General features: G+C 48.4%; 41 protein-coding genes. 2 read left to right on the top strand and 39 right to left on the bottom strand.

The window, feature by feature from the left end:
* Positions 1–65 precede the first annotated feature (65 nt).
* Complete coding sequence (mscL, locus tag GW579_RS19190) at positions 66–482, top strand: large-conductance mechanosensitive channel protein MscL (protein WP_101080130.1); 417 nt, start codon at positions 66–68, stop codon at positions 480–482.
* Between the two features lie 30 nt (positions 483–512).
* Here the strand turns inward: mscL and GW579_RS19185 are convergent, their stop codons facing one another.
* From GW579_RS19185 to rpsJ, 31 genes are all read right to left on the bottom strand, one after another.
* The gene (locus GW579_RS19185; RefSeq protein ID WP_165061187.1) at positions 513–713 is read right to left on the bottom strand and encodes an alternative ribosome-rescue factor A; all 201 of its coding nucleotides are present in this window, start codon (positions 711–713) and stop codon (positions 513–515) included.
* Between the two features lie 100 nt (positions 714–813).
* Entirely contained in the window at positions 814–1,230 is a 417-nt protein-coding gene (zntR, locus tag GW579_RS19180; RefSeq protein ID WP_152327225.1) for a Zn(2+)-responsive transcriptional regulator, read from the bottom strand.
* Between the two features lie 2 nt (positions 1,231–1,232).
* A complete protein-coding gene (locus GW579_RS19175; protein ID WP_165061140.1) occupies positions 1,233–1,601 on the bottom strand; it encodes a DnaJ family domain-containing protein in 369 nt (122 codons plus the stop codon).
* Positions 1,602–1,764: 163 nt separating this feature from the next.
* Positions 1,765–2,154: a 50S ribosomal protein L17 gene (gene rplQ / locus GW579_RS19170; RefSeq protein WP_034793661.1), complete on the bottom strand. Its 390-nt coding sequence runs from the start codon at positions 2,152–2,154 to the stop codon at positions 1,765–1,767.
* A gap of 40 nt (positions 2,155–2,194) precedes the next feature.
* Positions 2,195–3,184: a DNA-directed RNA polymerase subunit alpha gene (locus GW579_RS19165; protein WP_002919219.1), complete on the bottom strand. Its 990-nt coding sequence runs from the start codon at positions 3,182–3,184 to the stop codon at positions 2,195–2,197.
* Positions 3,185–3,209: 25 nt separating this feature from the next.
* Complete coding sequence (gene rpsD, locus GW579_RS19160; RefSeq protein WP_095923750.1) at positions 3,210–3,830, bottom strand: 30S ribosomal protein S4; 621 nt, start codon at positions 3,828–3,830, stop codon at positions 3,210–3,212.
* A gap of 32 nt (positions 3,831–3,862) precedes the next feature.
* Positions 3,863–4,252 (bottom strand): 30S ribosomal protein S11, encoded by a 390-nt coding sequence (gene rpsK / locus GW579_RS19155; RefSeq protein ID WP_004929731.1) that lies wholly within the window; start codon positions 4,250–4,252, stop codon positions 3,863–3,865.
* A gap of 17 nt (positions 4,253–4,269) precedes the next feature.
* Positions 4,270–4,626 (bottom strand): 30S ribosomal protein S13, encoded by a 357-nt coding sequence (gene rpsM, locus GW579_RS19150; RefSeq protein ID WP_013573704.1) that lies wholly within the window; start codon positions 4,624–4,626, stop codon positions 4,270–4,272.
* Between the two features lie 148 nt (positions 4,627–4,774).
* Positions 4,775–4,891, bottom strand: coding sequence for a 50S ribosomal protein L36 (gene rpmJ, locus GW579_RS19145; protein WP_012768118.1), 117 nt, complete (start codon positions 4,889–4,891; stop codon positions 4,775–4,777).
* A 33-nt stretch (positions 4,892–4,924) separates the two neighbouring features.
* The gene (gene secY / locus GW579_RS19140; protein WP_034793668.1) at positions 4,925–6,256 is read right to left on the bottom strand and encodes a preprotein translocase subunit SecY; all 1,332 of its coding nucleotides are present in this window, start codon (positions 6,254–6,256) and stop codon (positions 4,925–4,927) included.
* A gap of 7 nt (positions 6,257–6,263) precedes the next feature.
* A complete protein-coding gene (rplO, locus tag GW579_RS19135; protein ID WP_013573702.1) occupies positions 6,264–6,698 on the bottom strand; it encodes a 50S ribosomal protein L15 in 435 nt (144 codons plus the stop codon).
* Between the two features lie 3 nt (positions 6,699–6,701).
* Positions 6,702–6,881: a 50S ribosomal protein L30 gene (gene rpmD, locus GW579_RS19130; RefSeq protein ID WP_101080134.1), complete on the bottom strand. Its 180-nt coding sequence runs from the start codon at positions 6,879–6,881 to the stop codon at positions 6,702–6,704.
* A gap of 6 nt (positions 6,882–6,887) precedes the next feature.
* Positions 6,888–7,388, bottom strand: a complete 501-nt coding sequence (gene rpsE / locus GW579_RS19125; RefSeq protein WP_101080135.1) for a 30S ribosomal protein S5 — start codon at positions 7,386–7,388, stop codon at positions 6,888–6,890.
* Between the two features lie 14 nt (positions 7,389–7,402).
* Positions 7,403–7,756, bottom strand: coding sequence for a 50S ribosomal protein L18 (gene rplR / locus GW579_RS19120; protein ID WP_013573699.1), 354 nt, complete (start codon positions 7,754–7,756; stop codon positions 7,403–7,405).
* Between the two features lie 9 nt (positions 7,757–7,765).
* Positions 7,766–8,299 (bottom strand): 50S ribosomal protein L6, encoded by a 534-nt coding sequence (gene rplF / locus GW579_RS19115; protein ID WP_013573698.1) that lies wholly within the window; start codon positions 8,297–8,299, stop codon positions 7,766–7,768.
* Between the two features lie 13 nt (positions 8,300–8,312).
* Positions 8,313–8,705, bottom strand: a complete 393-nt coding sequence (gene rpsH, locus GW579_RS19110; RefSeq protein WP_104923581.1) for a 30S ribosomal protein S8 — start codon at positions 8,703–8,705, stop codon at positions 8,313–8,315.
* A gap of 33 nt (positions 8,706–8,738) precedes the next feature.
* On the bottom strand, positions 8,739–9,044 hold the full coding sequence (gene rpsN / locus GW579_RS19105) for a 30S ribosomal protein S14 (RefSeq protein ID WP_013573696.1): 306 nt from the start codon (positions 9,042–9,044) through the stop codon (positions 8,739–8,741).
* Positions 9,045–9,057: 13 nt separating this feature from the next.
* Complete coding sequence (gene rplE / locus GW579_RS19100; protein WP_013573695.1) at positions 9,058–9,597, bottom strand: 50S ribosomal protein L5; 540 nt, start codon at positions 9,595–9,597, stop codon at positions 9,058–9,060.
* A gap of 14 nt (positions 9,598–9,611) precedes the next feature.
* Positions 9,612–9,926: a 50S ribosomal protein L24 gene (rplX, locus tag GW579_RS19095; protein ID WP_013573694.1), complete on the bottom strand. Its 315-nt coding sequence runs from the start codon at positions 9,924–9,926 to the stop codon at positions 9,612–9,614.
* Between the two features lie 10 nt (positions 9,927–9,936).
* Positions 9,937–10,308 carry a 50S ribosomal protein L14 gene (gene rplN, locus GW579_RS19090; protein WP_008457164.1) on the bottom strand — a complete coding sequence of 124 codons (372 nt, stop codon included), beginning with the start codon at positions 10,306–10,308 and terminating at the stop codon, positions 9,937–9,939.
* A gap of 170 nt (positions 10,309–10,478) precedes the next feature.
* Positions 10,479–10,733, bottom strand: a complete 255-nt coding sequence (gene rpsQ, locus GW579_RS19085; protein WP_014333604.1) for a 30S ribosomal protein S17 — start codon at positions 10,731–10,733, stop codon at positions 10,479–10,481.
* Positions 10,733–10,924 carry a 50S ribosomal protein L29 gene (gene rpmC, locus GW579_RS19080; RefSeq protein ID WP_013573692.1) on the bottom strand — a complete coding sequence of 64 codons (192 nt, stop codon included), beginning with the start codon at positions 10,922–10,924 and terminating at the stop codon, positions 10,733–10,735. Before rpmC ends, rpsQ begins: the two co-directional genes overlap by 1 nt.
* Positions 10,924–11,334, bottom strand: a complete 411-nt coding sequence (gene rplP, locus GW579_RS19075) for a 50S ribosomal protein L16 (protein ID WP_009639183.1) — start codon at positions 11,332–11,334, stop codon at positions 10,924–10,926. The genes rpmC and rplP overlap by 1 nt, the downstream gene beginning before the upstream one ends.
* A gap of 12 nt (positions 11,335–11,346) precedes the next feature.
* The gene (gene rpsC / locus GW579_RS19070; protein ID WP_004956187.1) at positions 11,347–12,045 is read right to left on the bottom strand and encodes a 30S ribosomal protein S3; all 699 of its coding nucleotides are present in this window, start codon (positions 12,043–12,045) and stop codon (positions 11,347–11,349) included.
* Between the two features lie 17 nt (positions 12,046–12,062).
* Positions 12,063–12,395, bottom strand: a complete 333-nt coding sequence (rplV, locus tag GW579_RS19065) for a 50S ribosomal protein L22 (RefSeq protein ID WP_004391423.1) — start codon at positions 12,393–12,395, stop codon at positions 12,063–12,065.
* Positions 12,396–12,409: 14 nt separating this feature from the next.
* Complete coding sequence (gene rpsS / locus GW579_RS19060) at positions 12,410–12,688, bottom strand: 30S ribosomal protein S19 (RefSeq protein WP_004929772.1); 279 nt, start codon at positions 12,686–12,688, stop codon at positions 12,410–12,412.
* A gap of 14 nt (positions 12,689–12,702) precedes the next feature.
* Positions 12,703–13,527 carry a 50S ribosomal protein L2 gene (gene rplB, locus GW579_RS19055; protein WP_152327227.1) on the bottom strand — a complete coding sequence of 275 codons (825 nt, stop codon included), beginning with the start codon at positions 13,525–13,527 and terminating at the stop codon, positions 12,703–12,705.
* Between the two features lie 18 nt (positions 13,528–13,545).
* The gene (gene rplW, locus GW579_RS19050; RefSeq protein ID WP_013573689.1) at positions 13,546–13,848 is read right to left on the bottom strand and encodes a 50S ribosomal protein L23; all 303 of its coding nucleotides are present in this window, start codon (positions 13,846–13,848) and stop codon (positions 13,546–13,548) included.
* Positions 13,845–14,450, bottom strand: coding sequence for a 50S ribosomal protein L4 (rplD, locus tag GW579_RS19045; protein WP_013573688.1), 606 nt, complete (start codon positions 14,448–14,450; stop codon positions 13,845–13,847). The genes rplW and rplD overlap by 4 nt, the downstream gene beginning before the upstream one ends.
* Positions 14,451–14,466: 16 nt before the next feature.
* A complete protein-coding gene (gene rplC, locus GW579_RS19040) occupies positions 14,467–15,096 on the bottom strand; it encodes a 50S ribosomal protein L3 (RefSeq protein ID WP_013573687.1) in 630 nt (209 codons plus the stop codon).
* 33 nt (positions 15,097–15,129) lie between these two features.
* Positions 15,130–15,441, bottom strand: a complete 312-nt coding sequence (gene rpsJ / locus GW579_RS19035; RefSeq protein ID WP_009639175.1) for a 30S ribosomal protein S10 — start codon at positions 15,439–15,441, stop codon at positions 15,130–15,132.
* 450 nt (positions 15,442–15,891) lie between these two features.
* Here rpsJ and GW579_RS19030 point away from each other — a divergent pair, with 450 nt between their 5' ends.
* A complete protein-coding gene (locus GW579_RS19030) occupies positions 15,892–16,692 on the top strand; it encodes a prepilin peptidase (protein WP_165061137.1) in 801 nt (266 codons plus the stop codon).
* A gap of 9 nt (positions 16,693–16,701) precedes the next feature.
* On the opposite strand, the gene bfr is transcribed toward GW579_RS19030, so the two are convergent.
* The 8 genes from bfr to tusC form a co-directional block, all read right to left on the bottom strand.
* The gene (gene bfr, locus GW579_RS19025) at positions 16,702–17,181 is read right to left on the bottom strand and encodes a bacterioferritin (RefSeq protein WP_165061134.1); all 480 of its coding nucleotides are present in this window, start codon (positions 17,179–17,181) and stop codon (positions 16,702–16,704) included.
* Positions 17,182–17,266: 85 nt separating this feature from the next.
* Positions 17,267–17,461: a bacterioferritin-associated ferredoxin gene (gene bfd, locus GW579_RS19020; RefSeq protein ID WP_056778102.1), complete on the bottom strand. Its 195-nt coding sequence runs from the start codon at positions 17,459–17,461 to the stop codon at positions 17,267–17,269.
* A gap of 144 nt (positions 17,462–17,605) precedes the next feature.
* Positions 17,606–18,790, bottom strand: a complete 1,185-nt coding sequence (gene tuf / locus GW579_RS19015; protein WP_165061132.1) for an elongation factor Tu — start codon at positions 18,788–18,790, stop codon at positions 17,606–17,608.
* 71 nt (positions 18,791–18,861) lie between these two features.
* Complete coding sequence (gene fusA / locus GW579_RS19010; protein ID WP_152327473.1) at positions 18,862–20,976, bottom strand: elongation factor G; 2,115 nt, start codon at positions 20,974–20,976, stop codon at positions 18,862–18,864.
* Between the two features lie 96 nt (positions 20,977–21,072).
* The gene (rpsG, locus tag GW579_RS19005) at positions 21,073–21,543 is read right to left on the bottom strand and encodes a 30S ribosomal protein S7 (protein WP_005969574.1); all 471 of its coding nucleotides are present in this window, start codon (positions 21,541–21,543) and stop codon (positions 21,073–21,075) included.
* A gap of 96 nt (positions 21,544–21,639) precedes the next feature.
* Positions 21,640–22,014: a 30S ribosomal protein S12 gene (rpsL, locus tag GW579_RS19000; RefSeq protein WP_013573668.1), complete on the bottom strand. Its 375-nt coding sequence runs from the start codon at positions 22,012–22,014 to the stop codon at positions 21,640–21,642.
* 143 nt (positions 22,015–22,157) lie between these two features.
* A complete protein-coding gene (tusB, locus tag GW579_RS18995) occupies positions 22,158–22,445 on the bottom strand; it encodes a sulfurtransferase complex subunit TusB (RefSeq protein ID WP_165061129.1) in 288 nt (95 codons plus the stop codon).
* Positions 22,446–22,458: 13 nt separating this feature from the next.
* Complete coding sequence (tusC, locus tag GW579_RS18990; protein ID WP_152327475.1) at positions 22,459–22,818, bottom strand: sulfurtransferase complex subunit TusC; 360 nt, start codon at positions 22,816–22,818, stop codon at positions 22,459–22,461.
* Positions 22,819–22,832: the final 14 nt, after the last annotated feature.

The raw sequence follows: 22,832 nt of genomic DNA, 5'->3' as shown, positions 1-22,832 counted from the left end.
CGAAGACGCGACAAATGGTCTTTACTTGGTTGGACACATTTGATGAATTTGCCAAGGAGTATTTTATGAGTTTTATGAAAGAGTTTCGTGAATTTGCCATGCGTGGCAACGTGGTCGACCTTGCCGTCGGTGTAATCATTGGTGCAGCCTTCGGCAAGATAGTGTCATCATTTGTTGCTGATATTATTATGCCACCGCTGGGTTTACTCATTGGTGGAGTCGATTTCAAGCAATTCGCTTTTGTACTCAGAGACGCACAAGGAACGGTACCGGCAGTCGTAATGCATTACGGTGTGTTTATCCAAAATATTTTTGATTTCGTCATTGTTGCTTTGGCAATCTTCTGCGCAATCACTTTGATGAACAAAATGCGCCGTAAACAGGAAGATGTTCCTGCGGCACCACCGAAACCGACTGCGGAAGAAACTTTGCTGGCAGAAATTCGTGATCTGCTTAAAGAGCAGCAAACACCGAGATTGTAACGAAGAAGAAAGTTGCTGTTGCTTTAAGTTTTAGAAGGGCAGTGTTGAATATTCGATTGAACGCTCAACACTGCCCTCCATATAATTCCCTTTTCCATTTTTTTCTTTTCTACGATAACTTCCCTTACCCTTTAGATTCTTTTCAATGCGCTGCTTAAACAGTGGATCATGAAGAAGAGCCTGCAAGGCATTATCCTGAATGGTCCCTTTTTGGTGCTTATACTGAGTCATAACTCCCTCGTTTTTTAGAAATGCAACATGGCTAAATTGCCAGCGCATAATACTGCGTTTAATTTCCAACCGGTAGCTCTTTTCAAAATGCTTGAGCAGATTAGATCACTTTTCCTGCCCCATCTTCAAGCGCTTCTAATATTGAACAACTCTCACTGGTATGCGCAGAACCACAGCAGGCGGCACTCAATCTTTTCAAAGATTCACGCATCCGGGTGAGCTCTTGTAATTTGAGCTCAACCTCAGCCAGACGCTCATCAACAATAGACTTAGATTCCTGACATGTGTGATGAATAGGATCGACCCGAATAGAAAGCAGTTCTTTAATTGCTTCAAGCGTAAACCCGGTAGATTTTGCATACCGAATGAAACGCAACCGTTGTAAGTCGTTTTCATCATATTGACGATAACCGGAGGTAGTCCGTAAACCAGCCGCCATCATTTCCTGTTTTTCATAATAACGAACAGTATCCGTAGAGACCCCTGCCAAAGCAGCTAGCTCACCAATTTTATACATATTCACTCACCTCTAAAATTATCCTTTAGCGCATCTTTGTAGCGCCCATGAAGAAAATCGATATTCATTCCCGCTTGCTGCAAACGCAACTGAAGAATTTTGAGACGCTTTTCAACAGCTGAAAACTGGGGATCATCCCGCGTTAAAACATTAAGTAGATGATCTAATTCGATCGCTTCTTTTCGGTCCTGCAACTCAGGAGGCAAATAACCTGCGTTTTTAAGAATACGATAAGCGGTTCTTAGCTCTTCAGGAATGCCGCTGTCATCATCGAGTATAAGAGGTCGGCCAGCTCCCGGAAGATTATCAAACTCACCATTTTCCCGGGCCTCTTTAATGTGTTTTTCAACCCACTGGTCAATAAGAAACATGATTTTGCCTCAGCCAAACGGTTAGCTTCACAACGTTAAGGCAGCATAGCGCGGATACAAGAGAAATTCAGGATGAATGGTGCCGGAGGTAACGAAATTTAAAGCATCAAAATTTAGACGTAAAAAAACCGGGCAGAGCCCGGCTTTTTCATGCATCTACAGATTATTCAGCAGTTGCTACTTCTGCTTGTGACTCTGCACGATCAACGAGCTCGATGTAAGCCATCGGCGCATTGTCGCCTGCACGGAAACCACACTTCAGAATGCGAGTGTAACCACCGGCACGGCTCGCGAAACGCGGGCCCAGTTCATTAAACAGTTTTGCCACGATCTCGTTATCACGAGTACGGGCGAATGCCAGACGACGATTTGCAACGTTGTCGGTCTTGGCAAGAGTAATCAGCGGCTCAACAACGCGACGCAGCTCTTTCGCTTTCGGCAGGGTCGTCTTGATGATCTCATGACGAACCAAAGAGCCGGCCATGTTACGGAACATAGCCTGTCGGTGGCTGCTGTTACGGTTCAGTTGACGACCACTCTTACGATGGCGCATGACCTTATCCTTCTCAGTAAAACCTTAACCTGTGATCCGGTTACTCGTCAGCAATACTTGCTGGTGGCCAGTTTTCCAGGCGCATGCCCAGAGACAAACCACGGGACGCAAGTACGTCTTTGATCTCAGTAAGAGATTTTTTACCCAGGTTAGGTGTTTTAAGTAACTCAACCTCGGTACGCTGTACCAGATCACCGATGTAGTGGATTGCTTCTGCCTTAAGGCAGTTAGCAGAGCGGACAGTCAATTCCAGATCGTCAACAGGGCGCAGCAGGATTGGATCGAATTCCGGCTTCTCTTCTTTGACTTCCGGTTGACGTACATCACGTAAATCAACGAAAGCTTCAAGTTGTTCAGCAAGAATGGTCGCCGCACGACGGATCGCCTCTTCAGGATCGATCGTACCGTTGGTTTCCATTTCGATAACCAGCTTGTCCAAATCAGTACGCTGTTCTACACGCGCTGCTTCAACATTGTAGGCAATTCGCTCTACAGGGCTGTAGCATGCGTCTACTAACAGACGACCAATTGGGCGCTCATCTTCTTCCGAATGAATTCGGGCAGACGCCGGCACATAACCACGACCGCGCTGAACTTTGATACGCATGCTGATAGCAGCGTTCTCATCGGTCAGGTGGCAGATGACATGTTGCGGCTTGACGATTTCGACATCACCATCATGGGTAATGTCGGCTGCAGTCACAGGGCCAATGCCAGACTTATTCAGGGTAAGAATAACTTCATCTTTCCCTTGAACTCTCACCGCCAGCCCTTTCAGGTTGAGCAGGATCTCCAGGATATCTTCCTGTACGCCTTCTTTGGTGCTGTACTCATGCAGTACACCATCAATCTCAACCTCGGTCACCGCGCAACCCGGCATGGATGAAAGCAGAATACGGCGCAGTGCGTTGCCTAAAGTATGGCCAAAGCCACGTTCTAAAGGCTCAAGGGTCACCTTGGCGTGCGTCGAACTGACTTGCTCGATATCTACCAGGCGCGGTTTTAGAAACTCTGTCACAGAACCCTGCATTGTGTCCTCTCTTTGGTACTAAGCTTTACTTGGAGTAAAGCTCGACGATCAGGTGTTCGTTAATGTCGGAAGACAGATCAGTACGTTCAGGCATACGCTTGAACACACCTTCCATCTTAGCAGCATCAACTTCAAGCCAAGTCGGCTTTTCACGCTGTTCAGCCAACTCCAAAGCGGCCTTCACGCGAGATTGCTTTTTAGCTTTCTCGCGGATGCTGACAACGTCATTCGGAGATACCTGATAAGAAGCGATGTTAACAACGCGACCGTTTACCATGATAGCTTTGTGGCTAACTAACTGGCGCGATTCCGCACGAGTAGCGCCGAAGCCCATACGATAAACAACGTTGTCCAAACGACCTTCAAGCAGTTGCAACAGGTTTGCACCGGTGTTGCCTTTCAGGCGTGCTGCTTCTTTGTAATAGTTACGGAACTGACGCTCCAGAACACCGTAAATACGACGAACTTTTTGCTTTTCACGTAACTGTACACCGTAGTCAGACAAACGCGGTTTACGCGCACCATGCTGACCAGGAGCTTGTTCAATTTTACACTTGGTATCGATCGCGCGAACGCCAGATTTAAGGAATAAATCTGTGCCCTCACGACGGCTAAGCTTGAGCTTAGGACCCAAATATCTTGCCATTTTCTCTCTCCAACAAACCTAAAAAAGCAGCGTTATACGCGGCGCTTTTTCGGCGGACGACAACCGTTATGAGGGATAGGAGTCACATCAGTAATATTAGTGATGCGGAAACCAGCCGCGTTTAATGCGCGGATAGTAGACTCACGACCAGGACCAGGTCCTTTAACCATAACTTCCAGATTCTTGATACCGTATTCTTTCACTGCGTCAGCGCAGCGCTCTGCTGCAACCTGAGCTGCGAACGGAGTGGATTTACGAGAACCACGGAAACCGGAACCACCAGCTGTTGCCCAACCCAAAGCATTACCCTGACGATCGGTAATGGTAACAATGGTGTTGTTGAAAGAAGCATGGATATGAGCCACGCCGTCAGAGACTTGTTTTCTTACACGTTTACGTGTACGAACAGGTGCCTTTGCCATTTATTCAATCACCCCGATTATTTCTTGATCGGTTTACGCGGACCCTTACGGGTACGTGCGTTAGTCTTGGTACGCTGACCGCGTACTGGAAGACCACGACGATGACGCAAACCACGATAAGTCCCAAGGTCCATAAGACGCTTGATGCTCAGGGTGACTTCACGACGCAGATCACCTTCAACAATGAACTTGGCAACTTCGTCACGCAGTTTTTCGATTTGCTCTTCAGACAGCTCACTGATCTTAACATTTTCAGCAATACCGGATGCAGCACAGATAGACTGTGAGCGGGTTTTGCCGATGCCGTAGATCGAAGTTAATGCGATCACGGTATGTTTCTGATCAGGAATGTTAATGCCTGCTATACGGGCCACTATGCACTCCTACTATTTATATACGGCAATACCATTCTGAAAAGCCCGTTTTCAGGATACTCAAATAGTATTGCTGCTTACATACAAAAGATTGGCTGGCTAATCTAGCCAGCTCAACCCAACTTTGCAAGAAAAATATGCGAGATAATCAGCCTTGACGCTGTTTATGCTTCGGTTCTGCGCTGCAGATTACGCGAACGATACCGTTACGCTTAACAATTTTGCAGTTACGACATAATTTCTTGACGGAAGCACGAACTTTCATTTTTACTCTCCGTAACTTCGCAAACGCACCAGATTAGCGGTTATAGCCTTTCAGGTTTGCTTTCTTCAATGCAGACTCGTACTGACTTGACATCATCAGAGTTTGCACTTGAGCCATAAAGTCCATAATGACAACGACTACGATTAGTAGTGAAGTACCACCAAAGTAGAATGGAACTTTCATCGCGTCACGCATGAACTCCGGGATAAGGCAGATGAAAGTAATATACATCGCACCAATTAAGGTTAAGCGAGTCATTACTTTATCGATGTACTTCGCCGTTTGCTCTCCCGGACGAATTCCTGGTACAAATGCACCGGACTTCTTCAGGTTATCTGCTGTCTCACGCGGGTTGAACACCAACGCAGTATAAAAGAAACAGAAGAAGATGATTGCAGTCGCATAGAGTAACACATAAAGCGGTTGTCCAGGCTGCAAATACAGCGAAATCGTAGTCAGCCAGTTCCAACCAGTTCCGCCCCCGAACCATGATGCAATCGTGGCAGGGAACAGAATGATGCTGGAAGCGAAGATTGCTGGGATAACCCCGGCCATATTCACTTTCAACGGTAAGTGCGTGCTCTGTGCTGCATAGACACGACGACCTTGTTGACGCTTGGCGTAGTTAACGACGATACGACGTTGACCACGTTCTACAAACACAACAAAGAAAGTCACTGCAAACACTAAAACTGCAACCAACAGCAACAGGAGGAAGTGCAGGTCGCCTTGCCGAGCTTGTTCGATAGTATGGGCAACTGCTGGCGGAAGACCCGCTACGATACCGGCAAAAATAATGATCGAAATACCGTTACCGATACCTCGTTCAGTAATTTGCTCACCCAGCCACATCAGGAACATTGTCCCGGTAACCAGACTCACAACTGCAGTAAAGTAGAATGCGAAGCCTGGATTCAACACCAGGCCTTGCATACCAGGCATGTTCGGCAAACCGGTAGCAATACCGATAGACTGAAACACTGCCAATACCAGCGTACCGTAGCGGGTATACTGGCTAATCTTACGACGGCCAGCCTCCCCTTCTTTCTTAATTTCCGCTAACGCTGGATGAACCACCGTTAACAACTGGATAATGATCGATGCCGAAATGTACGGCATGATCCCCAGAGCAAAGATTGAAGCACGGCTGAGAGCACCACCAGAGAACATGTTAAACATTTCAATGATAGTGCCTCTTTGCTGCTCGAGCAATTTGGCAAGTACAGTGGCATCAATACCAGGGATCGGAATAAAAGAGCCGATACGGAAAACAATCAGCGCACCGATAACAAACAAAAGTCTGCGCTTCAGTTCGCCTAGTCCACCCTTGGCACTTTGAAAATCTAATCCCGGTTGCTTAGCCATCTGCTACTTATTCCTCAATTTTACCGCCAGCAGCTTCGATAGCAACACGAGCGCCTTTGGTGACACGCAAACCACGCAGAGTTACCGCACGACCAACTTCGCCTGAAAGGATTACTTTCGCGAACTCGATCTGGATACCAACTACGTTAGCGGCTTTCAGCGCGTTCAGGTCGATCACGTCGCCTTCCACCAGAGCCAGTTCAGACAGACGAACTTCTGCCGTGATCATAGCTTTGCGGGAGGTGAAGCCGAATTTCGGCAGACGACGATATAAAGGCATCTGACCACCTTCAAAACCGCGACGTACGCCACCGCCAGAACGTGAGTTCTGACCTTTGTGACCACGACCACCGGTTTTACCCAGGCCAGAACCGATACCACGACCTACACGCCTTGGCGCTTGTTTGGCACCATCAGCCGGAGACAGAGTATTTAAACGCATCTCTTACTCCTCAACCTTAACCATGTAGGAAACCAGGTTGATCATACCGCGTACAGCAGGAGTATCCTCGCGCTCTACGGTGTGACCAATACGACGCAGACCCAGACCAACCAGAGTAGCTTTATGCTTAGGCAGGCGGCCAATAGAACTGCGAGTTTGTGTAACTTTAATAGTCTTTGCCATGGTTAATTACCCCAGAATTTCTTCAACGGATTTACCACGCTTGGCAGCGACCATTTGTGGGGATTTCATATTTGCCAGAGCGTCGATAGTTGCACGAACCACGTTAATCGGGTTTGTAGAACCATAAGCTTTAGCCAATACGTTATGTACCCCTGCAACTTCCAGGACGGCGCGCATTGCACCACCGGCGATGATACCGGTACCTTCGGAAGCCGGCTGCATGAACACACGGGAACCCGTATGAGCACCTTTAACAGGATGCTGCAGGGTGCCGCTATTCAGCGCGACATTCAACATGTTGCGACGGGCTTTTTCCATCGCTTTCTGGATCGCTGCCGGAACTTCGCGTGCTTTGCCGTAGCCAAAACCAACGCGACCGTTACCATCACCAACTACTGTCAGTGCGGTAAAGCTGAAGATACGGCCACCTTTTACGGTTTTAGATACGCGGTTTACCGCGATCAGCTTTTCCTGCAGTTCGCCAGCTTGTTTTTCGATGTGAGCCATCTTAAACCTCTTCCTTAGAACTGAAGGCCAGCTTCACGGGCAGCATCTGCCAGTGCCTGGACTCGACCATGATATTGGAAACCGGAACGGTCAAAGGATACTTTCGTGATCCCTTTTTCCAATGCGCGTTCTGCGATAGCTTTACCTACAGCAGTGGCAGCATCTTTGTTGCCGGTATACTTCAGTTGCTCAGTAATAGTTTTTTCTACAGTAGATGCAGCAACTATGACTTCAGAACCGTTTGGTGCGATGACCTGTGCGTAAATATGACGCGGGGTACGATGTACCACCAGACGAGTCGCACCCAATTCTTTGAGCTTGCGGCGTGCGCGGGTCGCACGACGGATACGAGCAGATTTCTTATCCATAGTGTTACCTTACTTCTTCTTAGCCTCTTTGGTACGCACGACTTCGTCGGCGTAACGGACACCCTTGCCTTTATAAGGCTCAGGACGACGGTAGGCACGTAAATCCGCAGCAACCTGACCGATTACCTGCTTATCAGCGCCTTTCAGCACGATTTCAGTTTGGGTCGGACATTCTGCAGTAATGCCTTCCGGCAGTTGATGATCGACCGGGTGAGAAAAGCCTAAGGCTAAATTCACCACGTTGCCTTTAACAGCAGCACGATAACCAACACCTACCAGTTGAAGCTTTTTAGTGAAGCCGTCGGTAACACCTACAACCATAGAGTTCAACAGTGCACGAGTGGTACCCGCTTGGGCCCAACCATCTACAGCGCCTTCGCGTGGAGCGAAAGTCAGTGTATTTTCTTCCTGTTTTACTACTACAGCGTCATGGATAGTACGTGACAGCTCGCCGTTTTTACCCTTAATCGAAATAACCTGACCGTTGAGTTTAACCTCTACGCCGGCAGGAATGACGACGGGTGCTTTTGCAACACGAGACATTCTTTCCTCCCAATTAAGCTACGTAGCAGATAATCTCGCCACCAAGACCAGCCTGGCGAGCTGCACGATCGGTCATAACACCTTTAGAGGTAGAAATAACAGCAATACCCATACCAGCCATAACTTTAGGCAGCTCATCTTTTTTCTTGTAGATGCGCAGACCTGGACGGCTGATACGTTGAATGCTTTCTACCACTGGGCTTCCCTGGAAGTACTTCAGTACTAATTCCAGTTCAGGTTTGGCGTCGCCTTCGATTTTAAATTCTTCAATGTAGCCTTCTTCCTTCAGCACGTTGGCAATAGCCACTTTCAGCTTGGAGGAAGGCATGGTGACCGCAACTTTGTTCGCGGCTTGACCGTTACGGATACGGGTCAGCATATCCGCGATCGGATCTTGCATGCTCATCTGTCTTTACTCCCGTGATTCAATTGGTGACAATTACCAGCTAGCCTTTTTAAGACCCGGAATTTCACCGCGCATAGCGGCTTCACGGACCTTAATACGGCTCAACCCGAACTTCCGCAGGAAAGCATGCGGACGACCAGTTTGACGGCAGCGGTTACGCTGACGAGACGGGCTGGAATCACGCGGCAGAGACTGCAGCTTAAGAACCGCATCCCAACGATCTTCGTCGGATGAGTTCACACCAGAGATAATAGCTTTCAATTCCTCGCGTTTAGCGCGGTATTTATCAGCCAGTTTTACGCGAACGACTTCGCGTGCTTTCATGGATTGCTTAGCCATTAGTAACCCTGCCTTACTTGCGGAACGGGAAGTTAAAGGCTGTCAGCAATGCACGGCCTTCATCATCGGATTTCGCAGTAGTGGTGATAGTAATATCTAAACCACGAACGCGATCGACTTTATCATAATCGATTTCCGGGAAGATGATCTGTTCACGCACGCCCATGCTGTAGTTACCACGACCATCGAAAGACTTAGCAGACAAGCCGCGGAAGTCACGAATACGTGGAACAGCAATAGAGACCAGACGCTCAAAGAACTCCCACATGCGTTCGCCGCGGAGGGTTACTTTACAGCCGATCGGATAGCCCTGACGGATTTTGAAGCCTGCAACTGATTTGCGTGCTTTGGTGATCAGCGGTTTTTGACCGGAGATTGCTGCCAAGTCAGCTGCTGCGTTATCCAGCAGTTTCTTGTCAGCGATCGCTTCACCAACACCCATGTTCAGGGTGATCTTCTCGACCCGAGGGACTTGCATGACAGAATTGTAACCAAACTCAGCCATGAGTTTTTTTACGACATCGTCTTTGTAGTAATCATGCAGTTTCGCCATCGTACTACTCCAAATTACTTGATAGTTACGCTGTTAGACTTGAAGAAACGTACTTTTTTGCCGTCTTCGAATCTAAAGCCTACACGGTCCGCCTTGCCAGTAGCCGTGTTGAAGAGAGCAACGTTAGAAACCGGAATTGCAGCTTCTTTTTCAACGATGCCACCTGGTTGATTCAGGGCCGGTACAGGCTTCTGATGTTTTTTAACCAGGTTGATACCTTCAACAATGACCTTGCCAGAAGACAGGACATTTTTTACTTTACCGCGCTTACCTTTATCTTTACCGGTAAGCAGGATAACTTCGTCATCACGACGGATTTTCGCTGCCATGGTTCGCTCCTTAGAGTACTTCTGGTGCCAGAGAGATAATTTTCATGAACTTCTCATTACGCAGTTCACGAGTTACCGGCCCAAAAATACGCGTGCCGATTGGCTGCTCGCTGTTATTGTTTAAAATAACGCATGCATTACCATCGAAGCGAATGACAGAACCGTCCGGGCGACGAACACCCTTCTTGGTGCGCACCACTACCGCCTTCAGCACATCGCCTTTCTTCACCTTACCGCGAGGAATTGCTTCCTTGATGGTAATTTTGATGATGTCGCCGACGCCTGCGTAGCGACGGTGCGAGCCACCTAGAACCTTGATACACATTACGCGACGTGCACCGGAGTTGTCGGCCACGGTCAGCATAGTCTGTTCTTGGATCATGTTAGTGCTCCGCTAATGTCAACTACAACTTTAGGACCCAGGATAGGTCGTTAAGAAATCCCCACAATATGAGGGCGCGGCATTATAACACCGGTTCCCGATTATGGGTAGAAAAAATAAACGGCCCACGTACATGAGCCGTTTATCTATTTTTGAGAGGCGCTACTGTATTACAGAATCGCTTTCTCTACAACGCGAACCAAGGTCCAAGACTTAGTCTTAGACAGTGGACGGCATTCGCTGATTTCTACAACGTCGCCGATACCACATTCATTGTTCTCGTCATGTACGTGCAATTTAGTCGTACGCTTGATGAATTTACCGTAGATCGGGTGTTTCACCACACGTTCAATCGCAACAACGATGGATTTTTCCATTTTGTCACTGATTACACGACCCTGCAGAGTACGGATCTTGTCAGTCATTACGCACCCGCCTTTTCAGTCAGTAAAGTCTTCACACGTGCAACATCACGACGCACTTGTTTCAACAGGTGTGTTTGCTGCAACTGGCCACTTGCCGTTTGCATGCGCAGGTTAAACTGCTCACGCAAAAGGTTCAGCAGCTCAGTGTTCAGCTCTTCCACGCTTTTTTCGCGCAGCTCTTGTGCTTTCATTACATCACCGTCTTAGTTACAAAGGTGGTTTTGATAGGCAGTTTGGCTGCTGCCAGCTGGAAGGCTTCACGAGCCAGCTCTTCAGGCACACCGTCCATTTCGTACAGGACTTTACCAGGCTGAATCAAAGCAACCCAATACTCTACGTTGCCTTTACCTTTACCCATACGAACTTCGAGCGGTTTCTCGGTGATCGGTTTGTCCGGGAATACTCGGATCCAGATCTTACCTTGACGCTTAACTGCACGGGTCATCGCACGACGTGCTGCTTCAATTTGACGAGCAGTCAGACGACCACGGCCAACAGCTTTCAGACCGTAAGTGCCGAAGCTCACATCCGTACCTTGCGCAAGACCACGGTTGCGGCCCTTGTGCACCTTACGGAATTTTGTACGCTTTGGTTGTAACATCAGCGACTCTCCTTACTTGCGGCCTTTACGCTGCTGCTTTTTAGGTTGAGCAGCCGGTTCCGGTTGTTCAACTGCAGCCATACCACCCAGGATCTCACCTTTGAAGATCCATACCTTAACGCCGATTACACCATAAGTGGTGTGCGCTTCAGATGTGTTGTAATCGATATCCGCACGCAGAGTATGCAACGGAACACGACCTTCACGGTACCATTCGGTACGCGCGATTTCAGCACCGCCAAGGCGGCCGCTTACTTCAACTTTGATACCTTTAGCGCCAAGACGCATTGCGTTCTGTACAGCACGTTTCATAGCACGACGGAACATAACACGACGTTCCAGCTGTGAAGTGATGCTGTCAGCAACCAATTTTGCGTCCAGTTCCGGTTTACGGACTTCGGCGATGTTAATCTGCGCAGGAACGCCAGCGATATCCGCTACGACCTTACGCAGTTTTTCGACATCTTCACCTTTCTTGCCGATAACGATGCCAGGACGAGCAGTGTGAATAGTCACACGGATGCTCTTCGCTGGACGCTCGATAACGATGCGAGAAACGGAAGCTTTCGCCAGTTCTTTAGTCAAGAATTGGCGAACTTTAAAGTCGCTGTCCAGGTTGTCAGCGAATTCTTTGGTATTCGCATACCAAGTAGAGTTCCAAGGTTTGACAATACCCAGGCGAATACCATTAGGATGTACTTTCTGACCCATTGCTAGTCTCCAGAGTCTCAGCGATCGGACACAACCACAGTGATGTGGCTGGTGCGCTTCAGAATGCGATCTGCACGACCTTTTGCACGAGGCATAATGCGCTTCATGCTTGGGCCTTCGTCTACGAAAATCTTCGTGACTTTCAGATCATCGATGTCAGCGCCATCGTTGTGTTCTGCGTTAGCAATGGCAGACTCCAGTACCTTCTTAACCAGACCAGCAGCTTTCTTGTTGGTGTAGGCCAGAGTTTCCAGAGCTTGCGACACTTTCTTACCGCGAATCAGGTCCGCAACAAGGCGAACCTTCTGAGCAGAAGAACGAGCGTGGCGATGTTTAGCGATAGTTTCCATCTCTTCCTCCTACCTTAGCGCTTTTTAGCTTTTTTATCAGCCGCATGGCCGCGATAAGTACGAGTCGGCGCGAATTCACCCAGTTTGTGACCGACCATTTCATCGGAAACAAATACTGGTACGTGCTGACGACCATTATGGACAGCGATGGTCAAACCGATCATGTTAGGAAAGATCGTTGAACGACGGGACCAAGTGCGCAAAGGCTTCTTGTCACCGCTTTCCACCGCTTTCTCTACCTTCTTCAGCAAGTGCAGGTCAATAAAAGGACCTTTCTTGAGAGAACGTGGCATGGCTTATCCTCTAATTATTTTTTGCTACGGCGACGTACAATGAATTTATCAGTACGCTTGTTGCTACGGGTCTTCTTACCTTTGGTTTGAACGCCCCACGGAGTTACCGGGTGCTTACCAAAGTTACGACCTTCACCACCACCGTGTGGGTGATCGACTGGGTTCATCGCAGTACCGCGAACGGTAGGACGAATACCACGCCAACGTGCAGCACCTGCTTTACCCAGAACACGAAGCATATGTTCAGAGTTACCGACTTCACCTAAGGTGGCGCGGCAATCAACTTGAACTTTACGCATTTCGCCAGAGCGCAGACGCAGAGTTACGTAGGAACCGTCACGAGCAACGATCTGAACGTAGGCACCGGCTGAACGAGCCATCTGGCCGCCTTTACCTGGTTTCATTTCTACGTTGTGAACCGTTGAACCTACTGGGATGTTGCGCATAGGCAGGGCGTTACCTGTCTTGATTGCAGCATCAACGCCAGATTGGATCTGGTCACCCACTTTTAGGCCTTTCGGCGCCAGGATATAACGGCGTTCGCCATCTTTGTACAGAACCAGCGCGATGTTCGCGGAACGGTTCGGATCGTACTCCAGACGCTCAACCACTGCAGCGATACCATCTTTGTTGCGTTTGAAGTCAACCAGACGATAATGCTGTTTGTGGCCACCACCGATATGACGGGTGGTGATACGGCCATTGTTGTTACGGCCACCGCTTTTGCTCAGTTTTTCAAGCAGCGGGGCAAAAGGTTTACCCTTGTGCAGCTCAGGGTTAACCACTTTAACAACGTGGCGACGACCCGGAGATGTAGGTTTACATTTAACAATTGCCATTGTTCTTACTCCTCCGACTTACTCAGCGCCGCTGATGAAGTCCAGATTCTGGCCTTCTTTCAGGGTGACGTAAGCTTTTTTCCAGTCGCTACGACGACCAACACGCTGACCGTGACGTTTAACTTTGCCTTTAACCAGCAAGGTGTTCACATCTTCGACTTCGACTTCAAACAGTTTCGAAACCGCAGCTTTGATTTCTGCTTTAGTCGCGTCTTTGGCAACTTTGAGAACGATGGTGTTGTTCTTTTCCATCGCAGTAGAAGCTTTTTCAGAAACGTGCGGCGCGCGCAGCACTTTCAGCAGACGTTCTTCACGAATCATGCCAGCATCTCCTCAACTTGCTTCACAGCGTCAGCAGTCATAACCACTTTGTCGAAGGCGATCAGGCTTACTGGATCGATACCTGCTACATCGCGAACGTCAACCTTGTACAGGTTACGTGCGGCCAGGAACAGATTCTCGTCGACTTCGCCAGTTACAATCAGCACGTCTTCCAGAGCCATGTCTTTCAGTTTCTGTGCCAGCAGCTTAGTTTTAGGCGCTTCAACAGAGAACGTCTCGACAACGATCAAACGATCTTGACGTACCAGTTCGGACAGGATGCTTTTCAGCGCGCCGCGGTACATCTTTTTATTTACTTTTTGACTGTGGTCCTGTGGCTTGGCAGCGAAGGTTACACCACCGGAACGCCAGATCGGGCTCTTTACAGAACCTGAACGCGCACGGCCAGTACCTTTCTGACGCCAAGGTTTTTTACCGGAACCAGTTACTTCAGCACGGGTCTTCTGAGCACGAGTACCTTGACGGGCACCTGCTGCATAAGCAACAACGACCTGGTGTACCAGCGCTTCATTGAAATCACGCCCGAAGGTAGTTTCGGAAACAGTCAGCGCGCTCTGCGCGTCTTTCACTACTAATTCCATTCCTATCTCCTCGACGTTAAGCCTTAACAGCAGGTTTAACGATCAGGTTGCCACCGGTAGCACCCGGAACAGCACCCTTGACCAGCAGCAGGTTGCGCTCAGCGTCAACACGTACTACGTCCAGGCTTTGAACGGTTACACGCTCGTTACCCAGTTGGCCTGCCATTTTCTTGCCTTTGAACACTTTGCCCGGAGTCTGGTTCTGACCGATAGAACCCGGAACACGGTGAGACAAGGAGTTACCGTGGGTAGCGTCTTGGGTACGGAAATTCCAGCGCTTAACTGTGCCAGCAAAACCTTTACCTTTAGAAGTACCGGTAACATCAACTTTCTTAACGTCTGCGAAAATTTCAACGCTAATGTTTTGACCTGCAGTGAACTCTTCACCTTCTGCAAGGCGGAATTCCCACAGACCGCGGCCAGCTTCAACGCCAGCTTTAGCGAAGTGACCCGCTTCTGGTTTGGTTACACGGTTAGCTTTTTTGCTACCAGTAGTAACCTGCACAGCACGGTAACCATCGTTGTCCAGGTCTTTGACCTGAGTAACGCGGTTTGCTTCAATTTCGATAACGGTTACAGGGATAGAAACGCCATCTTCTGTGAAGATACGAGTCATACCCACTTTCTTACCGACTAAACCAATCATTGTTTCAACCTCTCAATCGCTCAATGACCCTGATTAACCCAGGCTGATCTGCACGTCTACACCAGCAGCCAGATCCAGACGCATCAGAGCATCAACGGTTTTCTCGGTTGGCTCAACGATGTCAACCAGACGCTTGTGAGTGCGAATCTCATACTGATCGCGCGCATCTTTATTGACGTGCGGAGAAATCAGAATGGTAAAGCGCTCTTTGCGGGTCGGCAGCGGGATTGGACCACGAACTTGCGCACCAGTGCGCTTCGCAGTCTCAACGATTTCCGCAGTTGATTGATCGATCAGACGATGATCAAACGCTTTCAGGCGGATACGGATTCTTTGGTTCTGCATGAGACCAGAGCTCCAATTATTTTAAACGTAAATGATTACTCCTCATACCCATTTCGATTGATGGGAGAGTGTAATCGTTCTTAACATAACCCCCATATCGGGAGTATTGTCGACCGACAAGTAAACTTATCAGCCAGCTGATTCTTATCGAATCAGACTTACCAAGATTAGGTAAGCCCGCGCATTATACGTAAACAGGGAGAATAAGCAACAGACATTACCAAATGGAGTGCTTTTATTTTGCACTGCCGTCAACTCGTTCCATCACCCACCTCATCACCTGAGTTTCAGGATCATTTATTGGCGGGCTGTATTACAACTGGGTGAGATATCAACATCCCGTTTCAGTCTTGATTCATAATGAATTCAGTTGGTCATTGCCTCTTCAGGCGCCAATATCATCCGTCATAAAAGATGTTATGACTTTGAATTAGCTAACGGGAGCATTCTTTGTACTATCCAATTTTATATGAAGTCCAGTTTCAGGGAGTCGCCCGCAGTGTAGCTGCTTTCATCGGCTTTTTGGCCGGTATGTTGCTCAATATCGTAGTTACCCGATTTATTCTAAAGTTTGCTTCGATTCCTATGCCCCCGTTCACTCTGCCCGATATATCTTATGCGACAAGCTCTGATGAACCCGATCTATACCTGAAATCTCCATTGCTTAGACAGATGAATTTTCGAAGGGCCAGCCTGTATTACCGGGACCAGCTTTCATACCGATCCCTTTTTGTCACCGGGAGCTGCACGCTCTTGTTTTTAGGTATGTCCTTTCTCTTCGATAATCCTATGGCCTGGCTGATAGTTTGTCTGTTTTCTTGTTTTCTCATCACATTGAGTGTTATCGACGCTTCAACATTCATTTTACCGGATGCCTTAACACAGCCGTTGCTGTGGCTCGGTCTGATGCTGAGTGCACTCGGTCATGGCGTGCCCGTTGAGTCTGCTATTTTCGGCGCAGTTTCAGGCTACCTGTCTCTTTGGTTTCTTTATTGGTGTTTGAGATTTGTGATAAAGAAAGAGGGGATGGGTTTTGGTGATTTTAAACTACTGGCAGCAATAGGCGCCTGGTCAGGCTGGGAAGCATTGCCTGCTGTATGTACACTGGCGGCATTAATCGGAATTTTTTATGCCGTGGTTTGGGGGAGGTTCTTACGACGGGGTAGTTTGATTCCTTTTGGCCCTGCCCTTTCAATATCTGGACTTCTGATTTACATCAGCCAGAGGAGTGACATTGTCTGGCTGATGTAATCGATTCTGCTATTGGGATGCTTCTTTGAGCTGGGACTGGATGTAGTTTTGTAACCCAATACGCCCAATTAATTCGATCTCAGTTTCGAGCCAATCGATATGGTGCTCTTCATCTGCAAGGATGGTGATCATTAAATCCCGGCTGACATAATCATGGACTGAATCAGCGTAAGCAATCCCTTCTCTCAGGTCTTTGGCCCCATCGAGTTCAAGTAATAAATCTGACTTCAGCATCTCCTCAACATCTTCGCCAATATTGAGCTTTCCGAGATCTTGAAGATTTGGGATGCCTTCGAGGAAAAGTATGCGTTCAATGTAAATATCGGCATGTTTCATTTCGTCGATAGACTCATGGTACTCGATACCATTCAGGCGCATTAAGCCCCAGTTTTTGAACATTCGGGCGTGCAGAAAATACTGGTTAATTGCAACCAGCTCATTTCCAAGAAGTTTGTTGAGATGAGCAATGACTTTTTTATCGCCTTTCATAGGTAACTCCTCCGTTCCGGTATCTAAAGCGTAGATCCGACACAGAGTAAGTCAAAAAAAAGGCACACTTTTTAACGAAGTATTTTTACGCGATGTTTTTGAACTCTGGGATTTGTTGTAATTCATCTTCCATTATCTGTCGTGCAGCCCGCACACATTTTCCACACTGAGTTCCTACTGGAACAAAATTTCTGAGCTGCTGGAACGTTTGTGGCTGGTAACGCCTGACGGCCTGTCTGATCGTTTTATCACTGACCGAATTACATAAACACACGTACATATAAACCACACTTCGTCTAAATCTTAGGTTTACTGTAAATGAGAATGGTTATTATTGCAAATCCTGTTTATGCTCTTTATCTCACAAAAATTAGAAAATAAAAAGGGTGCCGAGGCACCCTTTTTTGCTCTTAATTATCAGCGATTAAGCGATAACTTTAGCAACAACACCAGCGCCTACAGTACGGCCGCCTTCACGGATTGCGAAACGCAGACCGTCATCCATCGCGATTGGGTGGATCAAGGTAACAACCATTTTGATGTTGTCGCCTGGCATTACCATTTCAACGCCTTCTGGCAGTTCGATAGTACCGGTCACGTCAGTTGTACGGAAGTAGAACTGTGGACGGTAGCCTTTGAAGAATGGAGTATGACGGCCACCTTCATCTTTGCTCAGAATATAAACTTCAGATTCGAACTGGGTGTGTGGTTTGATTGAGCCTGGTTTTGCCAGAACTTGACCACGTTCGATATCTTCACGTTTGATACCACGCAGCAGAACACCAACGTTCTCGCCTGCACGGCCTTCGTCCAGCAGTTTGCGGAACATTTCAACGCCAGTACAAGTTGATTTCACGGTATCTTTGATACCAACGATTTCAACTTCTTCGCCGACTTTAACGATACCGCGCTCTACACGACCGGTTACAACTGTACCACGACCGGAGATGGAGAATACGTCTTCGATTGGCAGCAGGAATGGCTTGTCAATTGCACGTTCTGGTTCTGGGATGTAAGAATCCAGGAAGCCAGCCAGTTCAATGATTTTTGCTTCGTAGTCTGCATCGCCTTCCAGTGCTTTCAGCGCTGAACCGCGAACAACCGGAGTGTCATCGCCTGGGAAGTCGTACATAGACAGAAGTTCACGAACTTCCATTTCTACCAGTTCCAGCAGCTCTTCGTCATCAACCATGTCACATTTGTTCAGGAACACGATGATGTAAGGAACGCCAACCTGGCGACCCAGCAGGATGTGCTCACGCGTCTGAGGCATAGGGCCGTCAGTTGCAGCAACAACCAGGATCGCGCCGTCCATCTGAGCAGCACCGGTGATCATGTTTTTCACGTAGTCGGCGTGCCCTGGGCAGTCAACGTGCGCGTAGTGACGGCTTGGGGTGTCATATTCAACGTGTGAAGTGTTGATGGTGATACCACGAGCTTTTTCTTCTGGTGCGTTATCGATCTGGTCGAATGCGCGTGCAGAACCGCCGTAGGTTTTAGCCAGAACGGTAGTGATTGCTGCAGTCAGGGTAGTTTTACCGTGGTCAACGTGGCCGATAGTACCAACGTTAACGTGCGGTTTTGTACGTTCAAATTTTTCTTTAGACACGGCTATATTCCTTACTCTTGTGCTCTCCCTTCATAGAGAGAGCACGGGATCATTGTGTTTAAACCAGTGGCTTATTTGCCACGAGCTTCAATAACGGCCAGGGCCACGTTATTTGGCGCATCATCATACTTCAGGAATTCCATGGAGTAAGATGCACGGCCTTTGGTCAGTGAACGCAGCTGAGTTGCATAACCGAACATTTCGGAAAGCGGAACTTCAGCATGAATCACAACGCCAGTAGCGTTAGATTCTTGGCCTTTCAGCATACCACGACGACGGCTAAGGTCACCGATGACGTCACCGGTGTTCTCTTCCGGAGTTTCTACTTCAACCTTCATGATCGGCTCAAGCAGAACTGGTTTCGCTTTCTTAAAGCCATCTTTGAAGGCGATAGAAGCGGCCAGTTTAAACGCCAGCTCGGAGGAGTCGACATCATGGTAAGAACCGAAGTGCAGACGCACGCCCAGATCGACTACCGGATAACCCGCCAGTGGACCAGACTTCAGCTGTTCCTGGATGCCTTTGTCAATCGCGCCGATGAATTCACCAGGAATTACACCGCCTTTGATTTCGTTGACAAACTCGTATCCTTTCGGATTCGTGCCAGGTTCTAATGGGTACATGTCGATCACAACGTGACCATACTGACCACGACCACCAGACTGCTTAGCGTGTTTACCTTCAACATCGGTAACTTTCGCGCGGATAGCTTCACGGTATGCAACCTGCGGCTTACCGACGTTAGCTTCAACGTTAAATTCACGACGCATACGGTCAACCAGGATATCCAGGTGAAGCTCACCCATACCTGCGATGATTGTCTGGCCAGATTCTTCATCAGTCCAAACGCGGAATGATGGGTCTTCTTTTGCCAGACGGCCCAGAGCCAGACCCATTTTTTCCTGGTCAGCTTTGGTTTTTGGTTCTACCGCAACGGAGATTACCGGCTCAGGGAATTCCATGCGTTCCAGGATAATCACATTATCCGGATCACACAGGGTATCACCTGTAGTCACGTCTTTCAGACCGATCGCAGCAGCGATATCGCCCGCACGAACTTCTTTGATTTCTTCACGCTTGTTAGCGTGCATCTGAACGATACGACCCAGACGTTCACGCTGAGATTTCACTGGGTTAAATACAGTGTCACCTGAATTGACGAGACCGGAATAAACACGGAAGAACGTCAAGTTACCCACGAATGGGTCAGTAGCGATTTTGAACGCCAGAGCAGAGAACGGCTCTGAATCGTCAGAATGGCGAACTGCCGGAGTGTCTTTACCGTCGTCCAACAGACCGTTGATAGCTTCAACGTCAGTCGGTGCTGGCAGATACTCAACAACAGCATCCAGCATTGCCTGTACGCCTTTGTTTTTAAACGCAGAACCACAGGTAACCAGGATGATTTCGTTGTTCAGAACGCGCTTACGCAGAGAAGTTTTGATCTCTTCTTCAGTCAGCTCTTCGCCACCAAAGAATTTCTCCATCAGCTCATCAGAGCCTTCAGCTGCGGACTCAACCAGTTTCTGACGCCATTCTTCAGCCAGTTCTTGCATGTTGGCAGGGATTTCTTCGTATTCGAAGGTAACGCCCTGATCAGCTTCGTTCCAGTTGATAGCTTTCATCTTCACCAGGTCAACAACACCGGTGAATTTCTCTTCCGCGCCGATTGCCAATTGCAGTGGCACCGGAGTTGCGCCCAGACGTTTTTCAATCTGGTCAACAACTTTCAGGAAGTTAGCACCCATACGGTCCATTTTGTTAACGAACGCGATACGAGGAACTTTATATTTGTTTGCCTGACGCCATACGGTCTCAGACTGTGGCTGAACACCACCAACAGCACAGTAAACCATTACCGCGCCATCAAGAACACGCATGGAACGTTCAACTTCGATGGTGAAGTCAACGTGCCCTGGGGTGTCGATGATGTTGATGTGGTGTGGTTCGAACTGCTTAGCCATACCTGACCAGAAACAGGTGGTCGCAGCGGACGTGATGGTAATACCACGTTCCTGCTCCTGTTCCATCCAGTCCATGGTGGCTGCGCCATCATGCACTTCACCGATTTTGTGGTTTACACCGGTGTAGAACAGAACACGTTCGGTAGTGGTTGTCTTACCGGCGTCGATGTGAGCACTGATACCAATGTTACGGTAGCGCTCAATGGGTGTTTTACGAGCCATTTGATTCCTCTATAACTAGGACGTTCAAGTTCAGTTAACCCAAGCGGGTTGGCTTCTTGAAGCGCCCGCTTGGTTAGCATAACTACAGCGAAGTGATTACCAGCGGTAGTGGGCGAACGCCTTGTTGGCTTCAGCCATACGGTGAACGTCTTCACGTTTCTTAACTGCAGTACCTTTGTTCTCTGCAGCATCAGAAAGTTCGTTCGCCAGGCGGAGAGCCATGGATTTATCACCGCGTTTACGAGCAGCTTCAACGATCCAACGCATTGCCAGAGCATTACGACGAACCGGACGGACTTCAACTGGAACCTGATAAGTAGAACCACCTACGCGGCGGGACTTAACTTCGACAGTCGGACGAACGTTGTCCAGAGCGACTTCGAAAGCTTCCAGGTGGCCTTTACCGCTACGTTGAGCCAGGGTCTCAAGAGCAGTGTAGACGATTGCTTCTGCAGTAGATTTTTTACCATCTACCATCAGAATGTTTACGAATTTTGCCAGCAGTTCGGATCCGAACTTAGGATCTGGCAGGATTTTACGTTGACCAATGACGCGACGACGTGGCATGGAAATACTCCGTTGTTAATTCAGGATTGTCCAAAACTCTAAGAGTTTATTTTGACAGTAAAGTGAAAATGTTTGGCCTTACTTAACGGAGAACCATTAAGACTTCGGCTTTTTAACGCCGTATTTAGAACGAGATTGCTTACGATCCTTAACGCCTGAACAGTCCAGCGCGCCACGGACGGTGTGATAACGCACACCTGGCAAGTCTTTTACACGACCGCCACGGATCAGGATCACGGAGTGTTCCTGCAGGTTATGACCTTCACCGCCGATGTAGGAGGTAACTTCAAAACCGTTAGTCAAACGCACACGGCAGACTTTACGCAGTGCGGAGTTTGGTTTTTTAGGGGTGGTAGTATATACACGAGTACATACGCCACGTTTCTGCGGGCAAGCTTCCAGCGCTGGAACGTTGCTTTTAGCAACCTTCGTAGAGCGTGGTTTGCGTACCAGCTGATTAATTGTTGCCATTAAAAAGCTCCTGGATTTTGGTTCATAAACTACTTTGTAAACGCGTGATAAATCGCCCCACAAAAAGCATTAGCTAATATGGGGACGCAGAATTTTAGGGCTGACCTAAGAGGGTGTCAAGAAATATACAGCACATCGTTGATTCACCATGCTGTTTGCTGGGTGTGTTTCTCAGTCAGCGCGACGAATCCAGTATAGTCGATCAACGTTATTTTGTGCGAAATTTGACCAACCAATCCTCTGGCCGCCAGATCCTCGCTGAGGACATAGACTGACTGAACATGCTGACTCAGCAGTTCACAGGCTTCACTGTCATGGAGCGCCGCGAGTACTCCATCCTGCATCAGCAAAAGCGCGTCATCCGATGCAATCATCTTAAGAAGCAATGAAAAATCACAATGTTGCGGAGAACTGGAAAGGGTAAAAAGCATGGGATTTCCTGATTTAAAACGTCATCACCACATCGTAACTCGCCAGCCGGTCGCGGATTTCAGCCACAGACAGCGGCTCAACGTCCAGCACCCATTCATGCCCGGCAGATAAACCGCGAGCCTTCAGCGACTCGGTGCAGATAAAGCACTGGTCGACATCATAAAGGGGCAGCACACCGAACGTGGCGATATAATTACGGGCCAGAATTTTTTCAGGCTGCTGTGCAGGCATCAGCTGAAAAACGCCGTCTGCCATAAAAAAGACGCCGATATCTTCGGTAAGCGCTGAGGTGGCAAGCAGCGCATCGAGACCTTCGCGCCCGGCGGAAGAACCATGCGGTCCTTGCGTGAATATAAACGCTACCTTCTTCATTATTGTTCTCTGCA

It is taken from the genome of Rahnella contaminans (genome assembly GCF_011065485.1).
GTDB lineage: Bacteria > Pseudomonadota > Gammaproteobacteria > Enterobacterales > Enterobacteriaceae > Rahnella > Rahnella contaminans.
The sequence above is the reverse complement of the archived record's forward strand: the minus strand, read 5'-3'. Positions and strand labels throughout refer to the sequence as shown.